The 19,599-nt window shown below is 48.9% G+C and carries 17 protein-coding genes and 1 tRNA gene; 8 read left to right on the top strand and 10 right to left on the bottom strand.

What is annotated here, in order from left to right:
* The first annotated feature begins 51 nt into the window (after window positions 1-51).
* The gene (locus ACYVIY_RS13245) at window positions 52-1,074 is read left to right on the top strand and encodes a lysylphosphatidylglycerol synthase transmembrane domain-containing protein (RefSeq protein WP_460976827.1); all 1,023 of its coding nucleotides are present in this window, start codon (window positions 52-54) and stop codon (window positions 1,072-1,074) included.
* Between the two features lie 110 nt (window positions 1,075-1,184).
* Entirely contained in the window at window positions 1,185-2,762 is a 1,578-nt protein-coding gene (locus ACYVIY_RS13240; protein WP_460976826.1) for a M28 family peptidase, read from the top strand.
* A gap of 89 nt (window positions 2,763-2,851) precedes the next feature.
* On the opposite strand, the gene ACYVIY_RS13235 is transcribed toward ACYVIY_RS13240, so the two are convergent.
* The gene (locus ACYVIY_RS13235; RefSeq protein ID WP_460976825.1) at window positions 2,852-4,468 is read right to left on the bottom strand and encodes an amidohydrolase family protein; all 1,617 of its coding nucleotides are present in this window, start codon (window positions 4,466-4,468) and stop codon (window positions 2,852-2,854) included.
* A gap of 81 nt (window positions 4,469-4,549) precedes the next feature.
* On the opposite strand from ACYVIY_RS13235, the gene ACYVIY_RS13230 reads away from it, so the two are divergent.
* Window positions 4,550-5,503, top strand: coding sequence for a hypothetical protein (locus tag ACYVIY_RS13230; RefSeq protein ID WP_460976824.1), 954 nt, complete (start codon window positions 4,550-4,552; stop codon window positions 5,501-5,503).
* 94 nt (window positions 5,504-5,597) lie between these two features.
* Window positions 5,598-6,344 carry a hypothetical protein gene (locus tag ACYVIY_RS13225; RefSeq protein WP_460976991.1) on the top strand — a complete coding sequence of 249 codons (747 nt, stop codon included), beginning with the start codon at window positions 5,598-5,600 and terminating at the stop codon, window positions 6,342-6,344.
* Window positions 6,345-6,359: 15 nt separating this feature from the next.
* Here ACYVIY_RS13225 and ACYVIY_RS13220 read toward each other — a convergent pair whose 3' ends face one another.
* From ACYVIY_RS13220 to ACYVIY_RS13190, 7 genes are all read right to left on the bottom strand, one after another.
* A complete protein-coding gene (locus ACYVIY_RS13220; RefSeq protein ID WP_460976823.1) occupies window positions 6,360-6,848 on the bottom strand; it encodes a hypothetical protein in 489 nt (162 codons plus the stop codon).
* Window positions 6,845-7,051, bottom strand: a complete 207-nt coding sequence (locus tag ACYVIY_RS13215; protein ID WP_460976822.1) for a hypothetical protein — start codon at window positions 7,049-7,051, stop codon at window positions 6,845-6,847. The genes ACYVIY_RS13220 and ACYVIY_RS13215 overlap by 4 nt, the downstream gene beginning before the upstream one ends.
* A 148-nt stretch (window positions 7,052-7,199) precedes the next feature.
* Window positions 7,200-8,087 carry a metallophosphoesterase family protein gene (locus tag ACYVIY_RS13210; protein WP_460976821.1) on the bottom strand — a complete coding sequence of 296 codons (888 nt, stop codon included), beginning with the start codon at window positions 8,085-8,087 and terminating at the stop codon, window positions 7,200-7,202.
* A gap of 12 nt (window positions 8,088-8,099) precedes the next feature.
* Entirely contained in the window at window positions 8,100-8,756 is a 657-nt protein-coding gene (locus ACYVIY_RS13205; protein ID WP_460976820.1) for a hypothetical protein, read from the bottom strand.
* A gap of 4 nt (window positions 8,757-8,760) precedes the next feature.
* On the bottom strand, window positions 8,761-10,026 hold the full coding sequence (locus ACYVIY_RS13200) for a glycerophosphodiester phosphodiesterase (RefSeq protein ID WP_460976819.1): 1,266 nt from the start codon (window positions 10,024-10,026) through the stop codon (window positions 8,761-8,763).
* Window positions 10,023-10,721: a hypothetical protein gene (locus ACYVIY_RS13195; protein ID WP_460976818.1), complete on the bottom strand. Its 699-nt coding sequence runs from the start codon at window positions 10,719-10,721 to the stop codon at window positions 10,023-10,025. Before ACYVIY_RS13195 ends, ACYVIY_RS13200 begins: the two co-directional genes overlap by 4 nt.
* Before the next feature lie 161 nt (window positions 10,722-10,882).
* Window positions 10,883-10,955 (bottom strand) — tRNA-Met (locus ACYVIY_RS13190).
* 146 nt (window positions 10,956-11,101) lie between these two features.
* On the opposite strand from ACYVIY_RS13190, the gene era reads away from it, so the two are divergent.
* The 4 genes from era to ACYVIY_RS13170 all read left to right on the top strand — a co-directional run bounded on the left by era (window position 11,102) and on the right by ACYVIY_RS13170 (window position 14,950).
* Complete coding sequence (era, locus tag ACYVIY_RS13185) at window positions 11,102-12,022, top strand: GTPase Era (protein ID WP_460976817.1); 921 nt, start codon at window positions 11,102-11,104, stop codon at window positions 12,020-12,022.
* A 110-nt stretch (window positions 12,023-12,132) separates the two neighbouring features.
* Window positions 12,133-13,440, top strand: coding sequence for a ribosome biogenesis GTPase Der (gene der, locus ACYVIY_RS13180; protein ID WP_460976816.1), 1,308 nt, complete (start codon window positions 12,133-12,135; stop codon window positions 13,438-13,440).
* A 55-nt stretch (window positions 13,441-13,495) separates the two neighbouring features.
* Window positions 13,496-14,428, top strand: coding sequence for a DMT family transporter (locus ACYVIY_RS13175; RefSeq protein WP_460976815.1), 933 nt, complete (start codon window positions 13,496-13,498; stop codon window positions 14,426-14,428).
* 213 nt (window positions 14,429-14,641) lie between these two features.
* Window positions 14,642-14,950: an ArsR/SmtB family transcription factor gene (locus ACYVIY_RS13170; RefSeq protein WP_460976814.1), complete on the top strand. Its 309-nt coding sequence runs from the start codon at window positions 14,642-14,644 to the stop codon at window positions 14,948-14,950.
* 64 nt (window positions 14,951-15,014) lie between these two features.
* Here the strand turns inward: ACYVIY_RS13170 and ruvB are convergent, their stop codons facing one another.
* On the bottom strand, window positions 15,015-16,043 hold the full coding sequence (gene ruvB / locus ACYVIY_RS13165) for a Holliday junction branch migration DNA helicase RuvB (protein ID WP_460976813.1): 1,029 nt from the start codon (window positions 16,041-16,043) through the stop codon (window positions 15,015-15,017).
* A 101-nt stretch (window positions 16,044-16,144) separates the two neighbouring features.
* Entirely contained in the window at window positions 16,145-19,369 is a 3,225-nt protein-coding gene (locus ACYVIY_RS13160; protein ID WP_460976812.1) for a PKD domain-containing protein, read from the bottom strand.
* Between the last annotated feature and the right edge of the window lie 230 nt (window positions 19,370-19,599).

The raw sequence follows: 19,599 nt of genomic DNA, 5'->3' as shown, positions 1-19,599 counted from the left end.
AGTCTGGCAAGGCAAGGTGGTTTCATTTCTAAATTTAGTTAATTTGCCCGTATGAATAAGGTGTTTGCCCGACAGGCCCTGCCGATTCTATTGGCGATTGGACTGTTATGGTACGTACTGAAAGACGTACCTCTAACTCAACTCGCAGGGCAGTTTCGTCGGGCAAATTACCGCTGGCTATTCATTGTCGCGGGTCTTACATGCCTATACTTTATCGTTCGGCCCATTCGCTGGCGGCTTACTCTTCAAGCGCTTGGCTATCGCCCGTCTCTTTTTCGTACGACCGTTGCCCTGCTGGCTGGCACGATGGCTAGTATGATCGTGCCAGGCGCTGGTGAGTTAACGCGTTGCGGTACGTTACAGCGTACCGATGGCGTTCCATTAGCCCAAAGCCTTGGTTCGGTTGTAGCCGAACGCGTCATTGATGTAATAATGTTAATTGTTCTGGTTGGCTTAACTTTTTTATTTGAGTTTAAACGCGTTGGTCAGTACATCACAAACCTTCTCACTCCGGTTGCGAGCAGGTTTATACCTGAAGGCAAGTCAGGTGCGCTGCTTATAAGCGGCTTACTTCTGTTGGCAATCAGTATTGGCCTTGTATCCTGGCTACTAAAAACTAAAGCGTTTCAAGAACACCGATGGGTTATACGTGCAGTAGCCATTGGACGTAATATTGGGAAAGGTTTTTTAAGCATTCGTCAGCTCAATCAACCGAAGTTGTTTATAGCGCTAACGATAAGTAGCTATGTCTTATCGTTTAGTATTACCTACGCGTTGTTCTTTGCATCGGCTCAAACGGTTTTTTTACCGCCAACAGCCGCGTTGACCGTTCTGACAGTTAGCTCCCTGGGCGGTTTGGCCGTACCGACACAAGGTGGCTTAGGTACGTATCATTTCTTAGTCAGCCGGGTATTGATCCTGTATGGAATGAAAGAAACGGATAGCGTTATTGTAGCTACATTTATGCACGCTATTGGCTTTGGTATAAACCTACTATTGAGCAGCGTCAGTTTTTTGATTATCCCCTTTTTGCTTAAACACCGGGCTGCGCAACTCGATAAGCAAACAGCCTAAACTACCCTACTAAATAGCTTGTGCTATTCGTTATTTGATTAGGGCTTAATATTACTTCCAAAGAAAATAGACAAACTAAAAACAGTTTAATAATCTGATTCATTACCTAAATGAGATTTTCAAAACTAGTGGGCATAGCAGGTTTAGTTAGCCTGCCTTTAGTAAGCCATGCACAACAGAAGTTTGCCGAAACCATTACGGCCACTGATCTTGAAAAACACCTTCGCATTTTGGCTGCCGATGACATGCAGGGCCGCGAAACCGGGACACCCGGTCAGCGTAAAGCGGCAGAGTACATCTCGGCGCAGTTTGCTGCCAATGGCCTAAAACCGATCGTTAAAACCGCCGATGGCAAAACAGGCTATCAGCAGCCCTTTACACTTTACAGGAAAACATGGGGCGATTTTTACGTTACCGCAGGTGGTAAACGCTTTTCCTATCTGAAAGATTTTACGACCAACGGCCTGCTAAACGTACCAACGGAGACCGCCTACGAAACGGTGTTCGTTGGCTATGGTATCGGTGACGCGAATTATGACGATTACGCCAATCTGGACGTAAAAGGCAAAGCGGTCGTTATGCTGGAGGGTGAACCTACAGCCCTCAGCAGCTCGGGAGCAAATTCAAAGTGGAGCGGCCCGAACGGCTGGCGGGCCAAGTCTACACTGGCGAAAGAAAAAGGAGCCGCCCAGATTTTTATTGTTTCGCCTGAATCCGAAGAAAATTTTAAGCGCTTACTCTCCGAACGGAGTGCGTTACAAGGCCGGTTTAACCGACTTGGGTTAAAATCAGGGAATGAAAACGTTGGGTCGGTTGGCATTTTCCTGATCAACAATGAAACCGCTGCGGCTTTATTGAACACGCAGGCCGCTACGTTGAAACAGACCGCAGATCAACTTGCCCAGGCCGCCAAACCAACGCCATCGTCACTAACGGGTAAGGTCAGCGTAAAAGCCGAACGTACTGAAGATCAGGTGCAGTCCTCCAACGTTCTGGCCTACATTGAAGGCACCGACAAAAAAGATGAGGTGATGATTATATCGGCTCATTACGATCACATCGGTGTCAATCCGGATGGTCAAGTCAATAACGGTGCTAATGACGATGGCTCTGGTACAGTCTCGGTGCTGGAGATCGCCCAGGCGTTTTCCAGAGCGAAAGCCGCAGGTCAGGGTCCGCGCCGGTCTATCTTGTTTCTGACCGTAACCGGCGAAGAAAAAGGCTTGCTAGGCTCAGAATATTACGCCGACATAAACCCGGTTTTACCACTGGCGAATACGGTCTGTGACCTTAACATCGATATGGTAGGTCGCGTAGACGATTTGCATCAGGGAAAGTCAGATAACTATATCTACGTAATCGGCTCTGACAAACTTTCTTCGGAACTGCATAAGATTAGCGAGGATGTGAACCAAAAACACATCAAAATGGAGCTGGATTATAAGTACAACGATCCGCAAGATCCACAGCGAATCTATTACCGGTCGGACCATTACAACTTTGCGAAGCACCGCATTCCCATCATCTTCTATTTCAACGGACTGCACGCCGATTACCATAAACCGACCGACGATGTCGAGAAGATTGATTTCAAGTTAGCTGAACGTAGCGCCCGGCTGGTATTTTACACCGCCTGGGAGGTCGCCAACCGCGAACAGCGACTAGTGGTGGACAGCAACAAGCAATAAGAAATGTGTACAGAAAGAGGCCGGACATTACGTAATGTCCGGCCTCTTTCTGTGTATAAGCTCATCGTTGATGAAGCTTACATTGCGGATTAGTTTCCTCCGCCAACTTTACCGGCTTTTGGCGCAACGCCCGGCTGAGTGATCTCAAAATTTTCCTTCTGCTTTGCGTCGGCGACAAGTTTACGAACATCGGCTAACAGCTTTTTAGCCTCGTAGACAACCCCATCCTTCACCGTATACGTTACGCCACCTACCCGTTCAACCTGGTTTTTCTCATTCAGGTGAATAGCGCCCGTCCCGTACAGCACTTTCAGATTCGCCAGCGGATTCTGATCAACAATGACAAAATCGGCCAGTTTGCCCACCTCAACCGAGCCGATCTGATCCGACATTCCGAGGGCTTCAGCCCCTTTTAGCGTTGCCGCCCGAATTACCTCTAGCGGATGAAAACCAGCTTCGCGCAGCAGCTCCAGCTCACGAATGTACGCGAAGCCATAAAGCTGATAGATAAAACCTGAATCTGACCCGGCTGTAACGCGCCCTCCCCGATTCTTGTATTCATTGATGAAGGCCATCCAAAGCTGATAGTTCTTTTTCCAGGCTACCTCCTGCTCAGTACCCCAGTTGTGCCAATAGGATCCGTGCGAAATTCGGCTGGGGCCGTAGAATCGCCAGAGGCTGGGCAGGGTGTAATCGTCATGCCACTCGGCCCGTCTGGCCAGCATCAGCTCCCGGTTCGCTTCGTAGATATTAAAGGTTGGATCGAGCGTAAAATCCAGTGCGATCAACTCGTCCATCACCTTATTCCAACGATCGGTACCCGGTTTAGCCGCCTGCTGCCAGAGATTGCCCGCTTCCTCGAATCGGTTCTGCTCATTATTGTAATTATAGTTTGCCGGATAGTTTTGAATGGTTTTATCCTCGAACAAGGCTTCGGGCAAACCATACCAGTGCTCCATGGTGGTCAAACCCGCTTTAGCCGTAGCCAGCGCATTCATTCGGGCCACCTCAAGCTGGGCATGATGGCAAGCCGACCGCAGACCTGCCTTTTTATTCTCGTCTAAAGCCGCCCGAAATACGGTGGGTTCGGCCCCGAAAAACTTAATGCCGTCGGCTCCTTTCTTGGCATTCTGCTGAACCCAGGCCCGCGCTTGCTCTGGCGTATTGATCGGCTCTTTTGCGCCTTGACCGAACACCGTATACGCTTTGATTCGCGGAGCTGTAATTTCATTCCGTTCGCTTTTGGCCCGGTGTTCCAGCACCCAATCCAATCCGTTCCCACACGACGGATCACGAATGGTGGTGATGCCGTGACCGAGCCAAAGTTTGAATACATACTCAGCGTTCGCGCCCTGCGCCTGGCCGCCAATATGGCCATGCATGTCGACAAAGCCGGGCATCAGATACATCCCTTCACAGTTGAGTTCTTTATCGCCAGCGGCAGCCTTTGGGCGGCTTTGCGGATCGATAGCCACACCGGGATAGCCAACCTGCCGAATCTGGGCAATGCGGTTTTTCTCGACTACAATATCGACGGGACCGATTGGTGGTGCCCCGGTGCTGTTAATCAACGTAACACCCCGAATGATCAGCTGCCCAAACGGCCCTTCGCCTTCATGGCGCAGGGGCGCTTTCTCAACCTGAGCGGTTGCCAGGCTACAGCACGTAATCAGGAAGAACCAAATAAAAGGTAATCGTAAATGCATCGTAAGAAGATCTGGGTGCTAAATAGTTGTAAGATAAATGAAACTGCCTGACTTTTGTCCGGTTGAATTTGCAAGCGCTCTATGTTTATCCAAAAAAATTTCCTGCTCATCGTGTTGGCTCTCGCTACGGTGTTTGCGTTCGCTCTGAAAGCAACCGTCTTTCAGAACAACTCATCCGCAGCGTCGACTACGCAGGCGCCCGCCCCGGCCAAGTTCGCCAAGTACTGGTTCACGGGAAAAGCGGAAGTAAATACGTATACGCTTGCACAATCTGAGTCTGGTACCTTACATTCCGGCGAAGCTATACTAATCTTTGCCACCGAAGATTTCCGAACCGATAAGCAGGTAAAAGCTCAAACACCAGAAGGCCGCGACCGATCAATACCCGTTATGAAGGCCAACATTTCTAAAAAATTCACCGCTGGCCTCTCCGATTACTCGCTCTTCACCTCTGTGTTTACGCCCATCAGTATTGGTCAATCGGCATTATATTCAAATACGTTGAAAGTTAGTACGTCGGGACAGGATTGGGATGGCCACAGCTACATACAGCTTAATTACCGTAATAATGGCTACCAGGTAAGCAGTAAGTCGTATGCTGAGAACGAAGCGGAAGAAGCGTACACGCTGGAAAAGGCAACGCTGGAAGACGAACTCTGGAACCGCATTCGACTCAACCCCGACAAATTACCCACGGGCGAAATTCAATTAATTCCGGGTACTATAACGGCCCGGTTACGTCACAAACCGCTTCATCCATTGGTGGCGAACGCTAAAGTAGGCCCCTACCAGGGGATCTTGTATCCGGGTAAAAAACTTAGGGCCTACACCATCTCGTACCCTTCCGACGACCGTACACTGATGATTGTCTTTGACGATCAATTTCCACACAAGATTGTGGGCTGGGAAGAAACCTATCGGAGCAAAGACAACCTTCTGACCTCGCGCGCGGTTTTAAAGAAAACGCTTATAACCGACGATTGGAATCACAACGCGCCTACGGACAGTATGTTACGGGCGAAAGTAGTGAAGTAAACGTATGCAACTATTCCATCTAATATCGAAAAATCCAGCAACGTATCGTTCAGCGAACCACGTTCATTCGCTAAGGGCGGTGTGCGTCTTCGGCATGCTGCTGTGCAGTATTCTTCTGCAATCCTGCTCATCTGATAAGGACAAGTCCGCAGCAGCCGACGAACCAACCTACACACTAATCTTCCTGGATAAGACACGTAGCGTGAATGTCAACAAAGCGTTCGTTGCGCAGAAATATCAGCAGGCTATTACGGATATTATTGAGCAGAATATCCGGCAGAAAGGCGATAAGCTGGACGTCTATTTCATCCACGAAAACACCTCGAAAGCGCGGGCGTTGAACGTAACAACACGTACTGAACTGGAGGACGTCAGCGCAGCCAGCCCAACCGACCGCGAAGCCGCCGAAACAGAATTCAATCTGATGTTAAGTCGGGAGAAAGCGCAGATTCGGCAACGGGTACTGCAGCAATTAGTGGCCCAGAATACGGGGGCATCGAATCAGGAGACGGATATATGGGCCAGTCTGCCCGTCATTGCCAAGGCGAACGAATCTGGGGCTACGGTAAAAGTATATTACCTAAGCGACATGATCGAGAGTGTTAAAGGAACCGACCGCCGGGATTTTCAGGTAAAGCCACCGAAAGATAACCCCCAGGCTGATGAATGGGCGAAGGCCGACGCCGAACAACTTAAGCGGTATACCATTGGGAGCCCTGAGATTACTCTCGTTTTACCGTTTGAGCCAAACGCATCGGTAAAAGAGAATAACCCGGCTGTAACCCAATACTGGCAGACCCTATTTTCGGAACTTGGCGCGGGCACTATCGACGAACAATAATGCCGCGCGTAAACATCAGAGGTTAGTAACCGGAACCGATTTTTTGGTCAGGTAATACTCAGCCTCCTGCAAAGCTCTCTTGATGTGTCTATTGAGGTAGATACGTTGCTTGTCCACGAAAAAAGCAACCTCCCCATCGTGGTCAACCGTAAAGAACACGCCATTGGCGAAATAACCCGTGCCTGCGTTATGATAGCAATTAAACTGGCTTATGGAACCGGTATTCAGGGCATTTTTCTCAGCAGTAAGTTGCTCGTTCAAGCCGTGTACCAGCGACGTAATGTCCTGAATTTTACCGTTTACGCCAACCTCTTTTGTGAAGTCGATCCGTTGCCCAGCCGCTTCTGACTGCATTAAAACATCATCCAATAAAGGAATAATTTCGACAAAGGCTCGTTCGCAGGCACCGTCATCGACACGATTTTCGTCAAATACGTCCGACTCCAGTAACTGATGCAGGCGATTTAGACGCGACTTGCGCTGTTCATTCGGGGGCGTAGTCATAAACCGGCGCTCCGTTTAGCAGACGACCTCAGAAAAATAGGCTGTAGTTGGTTCTCGTCCTGTATGGGCTGGTGAATCACAGCCGGATATAAACGCTCCTGTTCGGTAACCATAGGCCGAAACATAGGAACGAAATACGTACCGATGTCTGTCGCCCGAAACAGTACGTCGAGCTTGTTAAAAAAACGTTTGATTTTTTTCATCGGCATAAGGTAGTCAATTAATTACGTAGTCTCTGTACTTTGTATATAAAAGACCAACATTACCGATAAAGTTTAAACAAAGGCAAAATAAATCACTAAAAATCAGAAAGTTAATTCTCTTCTATATACCTGTCTACTACCGTGCCGCTCAACTCCCCTGACTCGCCACCTCAGTAGTCGTAGCGATTTGGTAACTATACCCTTCTTTGAAGCCCGAGAAGTCGTTTTTCAGACAGTATGAAGTCAAGGCCAGTCCATCGCCTTCGCGCCGAACTGATAGGTAGTGAAACAGAGGTTTGTAGGTGGTAGCCAGATCAGGCAACCGACTGGGCGACATGTTCAGCGGCTGCCGTAATCCCCCTCCTCCGCCAATCACCAGAAACTCTTTATTCTCGAATCGGTAGCGCTCAAACGCGTGTGAGTGACCGGTAATGAACAGTTGCGCTTTGGCCGATCTGATATAAGGCGGCACAAACCGCTGCTGTACCAGCTTCGATGAACCCACTAATTTACTATTCGAATAGGGAGCATGGTGGCAGGTTACAATCACAACCGCAATAGCGGGGTCAGCATCAAGATCAGCCAGTGTTTGCTCATACCAGGTTTGCTGCTTCACCAGATTAGCCGCCGAAAGCGTATGGAAATTTGAATTCAGCATCACCACCGCCACATCGCCCGTTTTCTGTAAATAACCCGTTGGGCTGTGATCTGGGAACCGCTTTTGAAAGTTGCGGGCACCCTTACGGGGCCTGCCCATTACGTCGTGGTTACCCATTATGGCGTACACCGCCGTACCTACTTCGGTACAGTTTGCCAGAAACTGGTCGATTATTCGCCATTTATTGTTCCGATAGCCCAGCGAAACGATGTCGCCAAGCCAATACAGCACCGGAGGCTTTAACCGGATAATCTCGGAAAAAATAGCCATCGTTGCTTTGGTGTTCTGATGCGCCCGTAGCACCAAACGCTCAACCCACATGGGGGCCTGCGTATCGCTTAGGAACAGGATATCTGTTTTTTTGTCGTCTTCCATCATACTCTAACACACTTACCATGAAAATGCCCGCCATACCAATTGCAGTTGTAATGAAAAGTTGGCGTCGTCAGTAGCCGTAGCATTGAGCCATTTTACTTCAGTAGCCAACCGAAACTGGCGGCTGATGGGCTGTGTGTAAGCCGCAGCCGCCATCCAGCCAACGCTTAACCGATTCGATGTCACACGTCCTTCATAATTTAACTCCGACTGAATCAGGTAAGCCCCTGGTCCGCCCGTTACCGACAGTCGCCGGGCAAGGCTACGTTCCGTACCACTTAACCAGGCTAACGGCATCGAGAATACAAGTAACACCGGTATTGCCGACACCGATACGCCTGCTGGCTGGTTAGCCGATGCACCCTGGTACGAATACATAGGCGTCCAGCCCGTTTCCAGGCCAATCCGTAGCCGATGATCAGGGTACCACATCGCCCGAAACGTAAGCGGAGTGCCAAAGCGTTTAAAAATCACCCGATCGAGCGTAGAGGGAACACCCAGTTGCGCTCCATAATAGGCAACGCCACATCCACCTATCAGTACAAGATTATACGGGTCCCGTTTTGGTTTGGTCGTTAATGAATCGGTTACGGTGGCCGTTTGCCCTTTTGCACCCGCGCCAGTTCCGATCAACAGGATCAAGTAGCCGAGTATGCGTAAATAGCTTGCCATAGAGTTATTGACCGACATAATGATAATACGCAACAACCGGTGAATAATTTGACAATATTCCGTTGAAACGGCCCTGATTAATAAACTCCTCGATGAACTTTGGTTCGTCGAGTGTCCAGACAAATACCGTACGGCCATCTTCCTGCATAGCTTCAACTTCGCTCGTCTGTGGACCAAGCGTCCAGCGAGGGGCCCAGATACGAGCGCCCAGCGACCGGGTGATAGAGGTATCCAACTCACATAGAATAGGCGTATCTTCTTTATTAACCAGTGCTCGGTACGAGTCAACCGCTTCCTGGCTCGGCAATCCAATTACAATCTGCACGTTACGTCCGGCAGCCAACGCCCACTGCCGGTATTTTTTTTGAATGGCCTGCACTTTATCCATTGGTCCAATGTACTTGGTATCGAGCCATACAAATTCGAGTGGCGTACTGTTGACAACTGTTTCTAATGCTTCTTCCAACGTGGGTATCTTTTCTCCGTTGATGAGCCGGACAAACGTTTGCAGTTGCTGATATGTGTATGACTCAACAGATCCCTCCAACCCATTTTTCTGAATAAGCCGCAGATTGAGTGTGTTGTCATGATACAGGATCGGAACGCCGTCTTTGGTATAACGTACATCAAGTTCAATACCCGTTGCACCCAGCCTGGAGGCTAACTTGATAATTTCCAGCGAGTTCTCAGAGGCAGGCAGCAAATCGGATGTGCGCCCGCCCGACCGGTGCGCCATAATCGAAAATGGCTTTGGATTTAACGGGCGCTGGTAAGTCAATGTAAGCTTTTGAGAAGGACTAGCGGTCTGCTCACCAAATGCGCCATCTAGCACAAGTGTATCGTTATCAGCCAAGCTATCTGCAAAAGCTATAAATTGTCCATTCCGTTTGGTTCGGAGAGTAAAGCGAGCCTGACCGGTTTCTGTATTTACGAGTTTCCGCCAATAACCGCTGATTACCAAACTATCCTCTGATCGCTGTCCTTCGAGGTTAAAGAACGTAGCGTCTACACCCGAGAAAATGGATACGTAATGCGTAGTATCGGTTCCATTCAGCAAGTACGTCCATTTCAGAGCCACCTGGCTACCGAAGCGGGTCGATCCATCCGAAACAGCGTACACTCCTTCCATCCTGGTACGAATAGGCGTGGTGAAGTTTCCCGCCCCGGACTTATCCAGGAACGCATACGGCACTGGAGCTTCGTATTCTTTCCGGCATCCTCCTACCAGTAGCCACAGGCAACATATAACCAGATAATACGTCTGTTTCACAGAATAAATGCGAAAAAAAGTTGGGGATAAAACAAGTCCCGATCAAACGTATCGTAGAGTGACCAGAACTGCCAGTTGAAATTTGAGTAGGCCGCTCGCAACCCGAGTGTTACGTGTCGTTTATCGTAAAACGGCTGTTCAAGTATAAACGAGAAAGCAACGCCATTAAAGCTTACCCGTTTATCTTCCACAGCTAACGTACCTACACTCGACCGGTAGTACATATCAATGATTGCTTCCGACCGAACAGTCAACTGTAAATCTTTGGTTAGTCGGTAGCCTACAGATGCATTAGGAAAGCTTTGCACACCATACGCCTGGCTATTAAAAACGTCTTTGATTTTCAATGCCCCAAACCAACCTGATACATCGTAACCCGCCGACGCAAATAACTTGGTCGTAATAGGCGTAGCCCAGCGAGCACCAACTGTTACGTTGCTCTGTAAAATCTGGGTTTGCACCCGCCCCGCTATAAACAGATGCTTCGATAGGCCCCGTTGAAGATTAAAGTCAATGGCCGGTACGCTTACCCGAACTTCCTCGGTTAGTTCAGGTGGTGTCGTGGTGAAGATTAACCCTATTGATTTACGCCACTCACCCGGTTGAGGAGCCTGCGGAAAGTAGATACCCGGTTGCTCAGGTACGGGTGCCTCAGCCTCGGTTTGAGCAAAAGCGCTGGAGGCTGCTATTGCCAAACAGGAGATGAACAGGTAAGCCCGATTGGATATAAGTTGAAAGATGATCACCTAACGTTGAATGGTGGTAGTTAGATGATGTAAACCGGATTGGTACGGGTTATGTTGGGTCTAGCGAAATAAACAAAAAAAGCCACTGGTAACCAGTGGCTTTACTTTAGTAGCGGGAGCTGGACTCGAACCAGCGACCTTTGGGTTATGAGCCCAACGAGCTACCAACTGCTCCATCCCGCGATGTTTGGACTGCAAAAGTACGGCGACTTTCTAAATAAACAACTACCTTTGTCAAAAAAAGTTTTACTCCCTGCCGGAAACGTTTTTTTTCAGCAGGGAGTTGTTTTCTAAAGCCACTGAAAATCAATTAGTGGGATCACCTACACATGAACACAAAATCTGTAGAAAATTTTCCGGCCGATCATAAGGCCGGCTTCGTCAGCATCGTTGGTAAACCGAATGTCGGTAAGTCAACGCTGATGAACCAACTGGTTGGCGAACGATTATCAATCATCACTTCCAAAGCGCAGACCACTCGCCACCGCATTATGGGTATTCTGAACGGAACCCATAATGGTCAGGAATTCCAACTCGTTTACTCCGATACGCCCGGCATCATAAAGCCCCAGTACAAGCTCCACGAATCCATGATGAGCTTTGTACGTGGCTCACTGGAAGATGCCGATGTGGTGCTATTTGTTACGGACATTTTTGAGCAGCACGACGAAAACGACGTTATTCAGCGGCTTCAAAAATCGGAAGTGCCCATTCTGTTGCTGATTAATAAGATTGATCAGGCCACGCAGGAGCAGGTGGAAGAAAAAATTGCGTACTGGCAGGAGCATTTCAACGCGCAGGAAATCATTCCTATTTCTGCCTTGAACGGCTTCAACATCGATCGCGTATTTGAGGGCATTATCAACCGTCTACCTCAGCACCCGCCTTACTTCCCGAAAGATGAATTGACGGATAAGCCGGAGCGTTTTTTTGCGTCGGAAATCATCCGGGAAAAGATATTTCTCAATTACAAGAAGGAAGTTCCTTACAGCAGTGAAGTTGTAGTAATGGGCTTTAAGGAGAAAGAAGACATCATTGTGATCCAGGCCGAAATCCTGGTAGAACGCGCTACCCAGCGCGCAATTCTGCTGGGCGAAGGCGGTAAGATGATCAAGAAAACGGGCATCATGGCCCGTGAAGAACTGGAACGCTTCTTCGGCAAAAAAGTATTTTTAGAGCAATTCGTTAAAGTTGAACCCGACTGGCGCCAGAAAGAGCGTATGCTCAAGCGCTTAGGGTACGATGAATAAAAAGAGGAAGGAGGAAAGGGAAGAGGGGGAATAGGATTAGAATATACCCCACCCAACCAGTTGCCCCTTCTTCCCTTTCCTTCCGCTCCTCCTTTCTCCTTTTTAAAATCATGGCAAATATTGTTGCAATAGTTGGCCGCCCAAATGTGGGCAAGTCCACGCTGTTTAACCGGTTAACGGAACAGCGGCAGGCCATTATGGATAATCAGAGTGGTGTTACCCGCGACCGGCACTACGGTACGGCCGAATGGAACGACAAATATTTCACCGTTATCGACACCGGTGGCTACGTGGTTGGCTCAGAAGATGTGTTTGAAGAGTCGATTCGGGAGCAGGTAGAAATCGCGATCCAGGAGTCGACCGTTCTGCTGTTTGTTGTTGATACACAAACCGGTATAACCGGCTTAGACGAGGATTTTGCGGACGTATTACGTCGGACCAAGAAGCCGGTTTACGTAGTGGCGAATAAAGCCGAAACTTCGGAACGAACCCATAGTGCTGTCGAATTTTATGGGCTGGGCTTAGGTGACCCGTATCCAATTTCGTCGATGACCGGCAGCGGTACCGGAGACTTGCTGGATGAAGTGGTTAAGCACTTCCAGATACAGGGGGTAGAAGACCCTGACGCGGGTATTCCCCGCATCGCAATTATAGGCCGACCTAATGTTGGGAAATCATCGTTCCTGAACGTATTAACGGGGCAGGAACGTAGCATCGTAACCGACATTGCCGGTACCACCCGCGACGCGATCAACACCCGCTACAGAGCGTATGGGAAAGATTTTATTCTAACGGATACGGCCGGTATTCGACGCAAAGCCCGAATTCAGGACAATATTGAGTTTTACTCCACGCTACGGTCGATTAAGGCTATGGAAGAGTCTGATGTGTGCATCGTTATGCTCGATGCTACGCGTGGTTTGGAAGCTCAGGATCTGAACATTATTGGTCAGGCGGTTAAGGCGAAAAAAGGCGTAGTCATCATGGTTAACAAATGGGACGCCGTTGAAAAGGACCACCGTACCGCTGATGTGCTGCGGAAAGCCATGATCGAGCGGATGATGCCGATTGACTATCTGCCCATCGTCTTCGCGTCGGTTCACGAAAAGCAGCGCATTTTTCAGGTTATGGAAAAGGCAATGGAGGTTTACGAAAACAAGAGTAAGAAAGTAGCCACCTCAAAACTGAACGAAGCGTTACAACCTGAAATCGAAAATTATCCTCCACCTTCTATGAAAGGTAAGATGATCAAGATCAAGTACATGCTTCAATTGCCCACTCCTGCGCCAACATTTGTGTTTTTCTGTAATCTGCCGCAGTACGTTCAGGAGTCTTATCAGCGCTTTCTGGAAAATAAAATTCGGGCCCATTTTGACTTTACGGGTGTTCCGCTAACCTTATTTTTCCGCCAGAAATAAATGTTCCGTTCAGTCAGTGCTGATCTAGATCAGCACTGACTGAATAAACTCGTTCATGTTGCCGCAATCTACTCGTACCCGATACTGGCTTGGTGCCTTTCTGGTGTTTTTAGCGGCTTTCTGCTTTGCTACGAAAGGTATTCTGATTAAGCTGGCGTATCAGTACGAAATCGATACGATTTCGCTGCTCACGTTACGCATGCTTTTTGCCCTGCCGTTTTACATCGGTATCGCGCTAAACCTTGCCCGTAAGTTTCCCCCTGTTCAGCTTACTATCCGGCAATGGTTGACCTTAGCAGCGCTGGGCATTACGGGTTATTATTTTGCCAGCTTCTTTAACTTCCTGGGTTTGGTTTACATTACGGCCAGCCTGGAACGGATTCTGCTGTTTACGTATCCTACCTTCGTGCTGCTCATGAATGCCTTTGGTTTCGGGCGACGCGTTACGCGGTTGCAGCTGCTGGCGCTTGGCCTGACTTATGCTGGTATATTCATCGCTTTCATCGGCAATATTGAAACCTCGTCTCAACGAGACATTGTCCTGGGTGCCTTTTGGGTTATCCTAAGTGGTTTGGTATATGCGGTTTATCTGGTCGGCAGCGATCGCATGATCGCTCACGTCGGTTCCCAGCGCTATACCTGTTACGCCATGATGGCGGCTACAATACCGACGGTTATTCATTGCCTGATCCAGAATGGCTTGCAAATCGGCAACTATCCGATGCCCGTCTATGCGCTGGGATTGGGCATGGGTATTTTTGTAACGGTGATTCCTACGTTCATGATTACCGAAGGCATCAAACGGGTTGGCTCCGGTAATGCGTCCATCATCGGCAGCGTGGGGCCAATATTTACAATCGTGTTATCGAGTACGATCCTTCATGAGCGCATCAGTACAGAACAGATTGTGGGGACTTTGCTGGTGCTTACCGGCGTATTTCTGATCGGATGGCGCGGCAACCGGTCAGGTAATTCAGCGGCTCGATAGCTGACTGACTCTTCGCGGTTATTGATATCAATTATGAGTAAATCTTACTAATATATTTATTATAAACCAAATCTATTAACAAGTTTACATGCCCTGATAGGATACAAATTTACCTTTAAATAAGAAAGCTCACTTTCAGCATGTTAGTCCATAAACTATGAGACTTTTTAACTTATCTTGCCTAAGTATCACACCTGACAATCACATTTTCGTATGGCTACTGATAAGGTTATGGACGACGATAAACGTATTGACAAAGCGGCTTATGTACTTAAAGCCGTAGCCCACCCGTTACGTATCAAAATCATTCAAATGCTGAATGACAATAAAGAACTGAACGTATCAACGATTTATAAAAATCTGAATGCGGAACAGTCACTAATCTCTCACCATCTGATTAACATGCGTGACAAGGGCATATTGGATATTAGACGTAGTGGCAAAAATATTTACTATTATCTTGTCGACTCGGCCGTGTCCGAGATAATTGACTGTATCTATAAGAGCAAGATTCTTAACTAAGAACATAAAACCCGTTACCTGTCAACGGCCAACAAAAAAGCCCTCTACGTAGAGGGCTTTTTTATTAACCGAATAACTCTCCGGTTTTATAATGTGGCACAATGCCTAAGTGCATATATGCTTTTTCGGTCGCTTCGCGACCACGCGAGGTACGTTTTAAAAAGCCCTCCTGAATAAGAAATGGCTCGTATACCTCCTCGATCGTTTCGGCTTCTTCACCACAGGCGGTGGCAATCGTGGTCAGCCCTACCGGCCCGCCCTTGAACTTGTCGATGATGGTCAGCAGAATCCGGTTATCCATGTCATCTAACCCATTCTGATCCACATCGAGTGCACTCAGGGCAATTTCGGCAATGTCGACGTTGATGTACCCATTTCCTTTCACCTGCGCAAAGTCACGGGTTCGACGCAGCAGGTTATTGGCGATACGTGGTGTACCCCGGCTCCGACGGGCAATCTCGTAAGCGCCCGACTCGTCGATAGGCGTACCGAGAATGGCAGCTGACCGTTGTACGATGCTCGTCAGAAGCTGGGCATCGTAATACTCCAACCGGCAGCTAATACCAAACCGCGCCCGCAGCGGAGACGTCAGCATACCGGCCCGCGTCGTGGCGCCAATCAACGTAAACGGATTAAGCTTAATTTGTACCGTCCGGGCATTCGGTCCAGAATCGAGCATGATGTCGATCTTGTAATCCTCCATAGCTGAGTACAGATACTCTTCCACAATGGGGTTGAGCCGGTGAATCTCATCGATGAACAAGACGTCGTTCGGTTGCAGATTCGTCAGCAGCCCGGCCAGATCGCTCGGCTTGTCCAACACCGGCCCAGAGGTCATCTTGATGTTGGCGTTGAGTTCATTCGCTATAATGTGCGACAGCGTTGTTTTGCCCAGGCCGGGAGGTCCATGAAGCAGTACGTGGTCGAGCGCTTCGCCCCGTTGCATAGCTGCCCGCACGAATACTTCGAGGTTCTCGAGCACTTTTGCCTGGCCCGTAAAGTCTTCGAACGACAGCGGCCGGAGCGCCCGTTCGATCTCTTTATCGGTAGTGGTCATTCCGTCGTTCGTTCCCTTCAGAAAGTCGTTTCGCATGGTATTGATTTTGTGCAATCCTACCCGAATAAAGCCTGTTTTTCAGACAAATCCGGGCAGATCGTTTCCATCAAATTTACAAAAAAAACAGGAGAAAACCGCTACCTAATTAGCATTACCGTACCCCGTTTTGTGACCTGACCACGCTCTGGAAACGACTCACTTTTGTAGGTTACGACGTACGGATACGTCATGGCTGGGTACGTACTTCCTTTGTAGGTTCCGTCCCATTTCTGCTCGGGATTTGTGCTCACAAATATCACTTCGCCCCATCGGTTGTAAATCCTGAACTCGTAATCCGTAATGTAGGCAGTAAACACCTGGAGCAGATCATTCTGGCCATCGTTGTTCGGCGTAAACGCATCCGGTACGTTGACGCGCGGCTCACATAGATTAATGACTCGTGCAGTAGCCGTAGCTGTACATCCCTGCGGATCAGTAGCCTGCACAACAAAGTCGCCGGTCTGATTTACCGTCACGATTGCATTAGTTTCGTTCAGCGAAGGCCAGAAGAAGCTTAGGTTACTGCCCCCACTCGCCACCAGTTGCGCCTTACCCGCATCGCCTACGCATAGATACGCGTCTTTGGTGAGATTGAACGTAGGAGCGCTTGGCTGTTTCAGCGTAAATGACGTATCGGTCTCACAGAAATAGGCGGAATCGGTAACGGTTACCGAGTACGAACCGGGTGGGATAGCCAACTGTCTATTAGCGGTACCCGAAAGCGGTCCTGAGGCATCCGCCCAGACGTACGCGTATCGGCCAGCAGCGCTGGGTGTTACTTCTATGGCCCCATCCGCGGATGTGCAGGACTTAGGATCGGTTAGCGCAGCACGCAGATTCAGCTTTGGCAGTTCATTTACCTGAATGGTATCGGCATTCTCGCAGACGCCACCGTCTGGCTCGTTGAATCGGGCGGTAACGCTGTACGATCCACCTTTCGATACCGAGATGTCGCGCGTGGTTTCGCCGTTACTCCACTGAAACTCTTTCCAGGTGAGTTGGGGAACGGTCAGCTTAACCGACGCCCGGTAACACACAACCGTATCAGGCCCAAGATCCAGCGCTGGTACCGGCTTGATAAGCACCTGAATCGTATCGCTCTTAAAGCACCCGCCATTGGCGGCTATACCAATAACCTGGTAGTAACCGATTCGGGTAATCGTGACGGTCTTTTGCCTACTGACTACCCTCCCATTCACAATCCATGCATAGATTTTGGCGTCAACTTTCAAATCAAGCGTAATGCCCTTCTTATTACAAATGGATGTATCAGCGCCGAATTTTACATCGGGTGGCGTTTCAACGATGGTGATCGTGTCCTTGATAATAGTGTCTTTACAGATTCCCCCATTGCTGGTTCGGGTCACGATCCGCAGGCTGACTGTATAGTCCCTCGGCTGCTTATACGTATGCTGTATGGGATTTAGCGCCGTTGTTGAGGTAGGTGCGCTACCGTCACCAAAATCCCAAGTGTAAGTTTCTTTTAGCTTCGGACAGTTCGGACTAGCCTGGAACGTAGTGGGCTGGTTAGCGCACGTATCGGCGTAGGTAAAGCCCGGCCCGCTTGAGTTATCGTTAAAGTTCGCAACCAGGTTCGGCAACCCTAACTGGCTGGTTTTACCCCCAAGCGACTGTCCGTTTGGATTAAACTGCAGGCTGTCCAATATACCGCCGGCATTCGGATTTTCGATCGTAGCCAACGAATTGCTTCCTTTTACGGCCACATAGATTCGGCCGTCGGGGCCGATCTGGACTGACCCATACTGCCGAGTTGTACTGCTATCCACCACCGTTCGGGAGGCCGTGAGCAAGGAGTCTTTCTGACTTAAATTGTATTTTAGAATATAAGACGATCCCTTCAGGCTACCATCCGCGTTGGTATCAGCCAGCATCGTTACGTACAGATTATTACCATCGGGCGAAAACTCAACCCCGTACGCCTTGGGGGGCGCAGGTCCTAAGTCAAGCGTTCGATTAAACGTCATTATCCCGGTTGAATCATTGAAAGTGTATAAATCAACTGAGTTCTTCGGTGGACCTGGAATAACAACCGCCATGGGTCGATTTCCTTTGTTACCGCCCGTCGTATCAGCTGGCCCAATTTTAATGTAACCTTCCGCCTGCTGGAGCGAGTCAATAGTTTGTCCACCACTGTACGTAGTGGTTGTAGGTGTTTCGGCGCGGGTCAGGTGCCGGATTTCAAATGTGTTCGTACCGTATACCCGGGAGATAACCCAATACGTAGAATCGCGATCATTACGCACTGACGCTGACTGTTCAGTACCTTGCCCAGGTTGGCTGACAGGAATGTTTTTCTCAACAATAGCGCCTTTACCGCCGTTCTGTCGCATATCAACAATGCTATACGTCAGCTGTTTCTGCCCACGAATCTCAGACGTAGTATACACGTAGTACAGGTATTCGCAACCCCGACACGTTGGCTTTGGAACAATTAAGGCGGACTGTGTCGATTTCTGGTTACCCCCTAACGGAATAGGCGTTGCGGTTGCCGCCGAGTCGCGCGGGTCAAGCGATTTCAACGGTTTTCCATCTTTATCGTAAATGATAATCCCGTCGGTATAGAACAGCAGAATTCCTTTGCTATTGGCAATGGATGATGATCCTTCAATGGTGTTCAATTTAGCGTCGTCAATGGGTTTAGGCGTACCACCTCCGCTAAAATCCAGCCCCGCATTAGCTCCGAAATACCACTTTACCCCCTGCGACTCTTTCTTTTCACCACACACATCGACGTTGATACGATCTTGATAGGAGCAGCCATTCGGCCCGATAGCCTCCACGGAATAACACCCTGAACTGTCGACTTCAATACTTTGTGTCGTCTGTCCTTTAGGGTACCACAAAAAGGTTACCCCCTGCGGAGCGGAACCGCCCTGGTATGGATCAAGCGTGATCTTTTCGCCTTTACAGATGGTTGTATCGGTTCGCCAGTTAGCAAATGGCGACGGTGGCGTACCAATCGTAATTTTACGTTCCGAAACTAGAGACGTTCCATTAACTGTACGTGTTAATCGAACTGTATACGTGCCAGGCTGCTGATAAACATGTCGAGCTACCGAATCGTTTTGTTTGGTAACGATGCTGTTATCACCAAAATCCCAAACTCGCGTCGTTACGCCCGCCTGTATACTGTCTGTAAGGACGAGTGAATCGGCTTTACACTCCTGATCCGGTACGCAAGCTTTACCCCTAATCCTGATTCCCTGTGATGATACCTGTGCCTGAGCGGTGGAAAGCCCAATCAAGGCAATCAGCACGGTCCAGAGCGCAAGTAAACGTGTATAATTAATAAAAGTTAGCATGTATAAACGCTGAATAAGCCCTCCACTCAAATTCGTCCCTCGGCATAACAACAACGGGGGCATTACGTTAGTATAAACGAAGCTGTTCTGCTAAAATTTTATTACCCGACAGTCTCCAAAGCACTCGCATTCCGTCTAAATTTAGAGAGTATTACGTTGTATATACTTCGTTTCACTTCGCAACGTTGCAACAATGAATTTGGCCCAGTCTTTGCCACGATTAAGTCATT

The sequence above is a fragment of the Spirosoma knui genome, assembly GCF_054780635.1.
This window is presented reverse-complemented; position numbering and strand designations above follow the sequence as displayed.

Bases quoted from the DNA above. Each gene is read 5' to 3' on its own strand.
- ACYVIY_RS13210 (WP_460976821.1), bottom strand. From the start codon at position 8,087: ATGATGGAAGACGACAAAAAAACAGATATCCTGTTCCTAAGCGATACG.
- ACYVIY_RS13160 (WP_460976812.1), bottom strand. From the start codon at position 19,369: ATGCTAACTTTTATTAATTATACACGTTTACTTGCGCTCTGGACCGTG.
- der (WP_460976816.1), top strand. From the start codon at position 12,133: ATGGCAAATATTGTTGCAATAGTTGGCCGCCCAAATGTGGGCAAGTCC.
- ACYVIY_RS13175 (WP_460976815.1), top strand. From the start codon at position 13,496: ATGTTGCCGCAATCTACTCGTACCCGATACTGGCTTGGTGCCTTTCTG.
- ACYVIY_RS13205 (WP_460976820.1), bottom strand. From the start codon at position 8,756: ATGGCAAGCTATTTACGCATACTCGGCTACTTGATCCTGTTGATCGGA.
- ACYVIY_RS13215 (WP_460976822.1), bottom strand. From the start codon at position 7,051: ATGAAAAAAATCAAACGTTTTTTTAACAAGCTCGACGTACTGTTTCGG.
- ruvB (WP_460976813.1), bottom strand. From the start codon at position 16,043: ATGCGAAACGACTTTCTGAAGGGAACGAACGACGGAATGACCACTACC.
- ACYVIY_RS13220 (WP_460976823.1), bottom strand. From the start codon at position 6,848: ATGACTACGCCCCCGAATGAACAGCGCAAGTCGCGTCTAAATCGCCTG.
- era (WP_460976817.1), top strand. From the start codon at position 11,102: ATGAACACAAAATCTGTAGAAAATTTTCCGGCCGATCATAAGGCCGGC.
- ACYVIY_RS13225 (WP_460976991.1), top strand. From the start codon at position 5,598: ATGCTGCTGTGCAGTATTCTTCTGCAATCCTGCTCATCTGATAAGGAC.
- ACYVIY_RS13245 (WP_460976827.1), top strand. From the start codon at position 52: ATGAATAAGGTGTTTGCCCGACAGGCCCTGCCGATTCTATTGGCGATT.
- ACYVIY_RS13230 (WP_460976824.1), top strand. From the start codon at position 4,550: ATGTTTATCCAAAAAAATTTCCTGCTCATCGTGTTGGCTCTCGCTACG.
- ACYVIY_RS13170 (WP_460976814.1), top strand. From the start codon at position 14,642: ATGGCTACTGATAAGGTTATGGACGACGATAAACGTATTGACAAAGCG.
- ACYVIY_RS13240 (WP_460976826.1), top strand. From the start codon at position 1,185: ATGAGATTTTCAAAACTAGTGGGCATAGCAGGTTTAGTTAGCCTGCCT.
- ACYVIY_RS13235 (WP_460976825.1), bottom strand. From the start codon at position 4,468: ATGCATTTACGATTACCTTTTATTTGGTTCTTCCTGATTACGTGCTGT.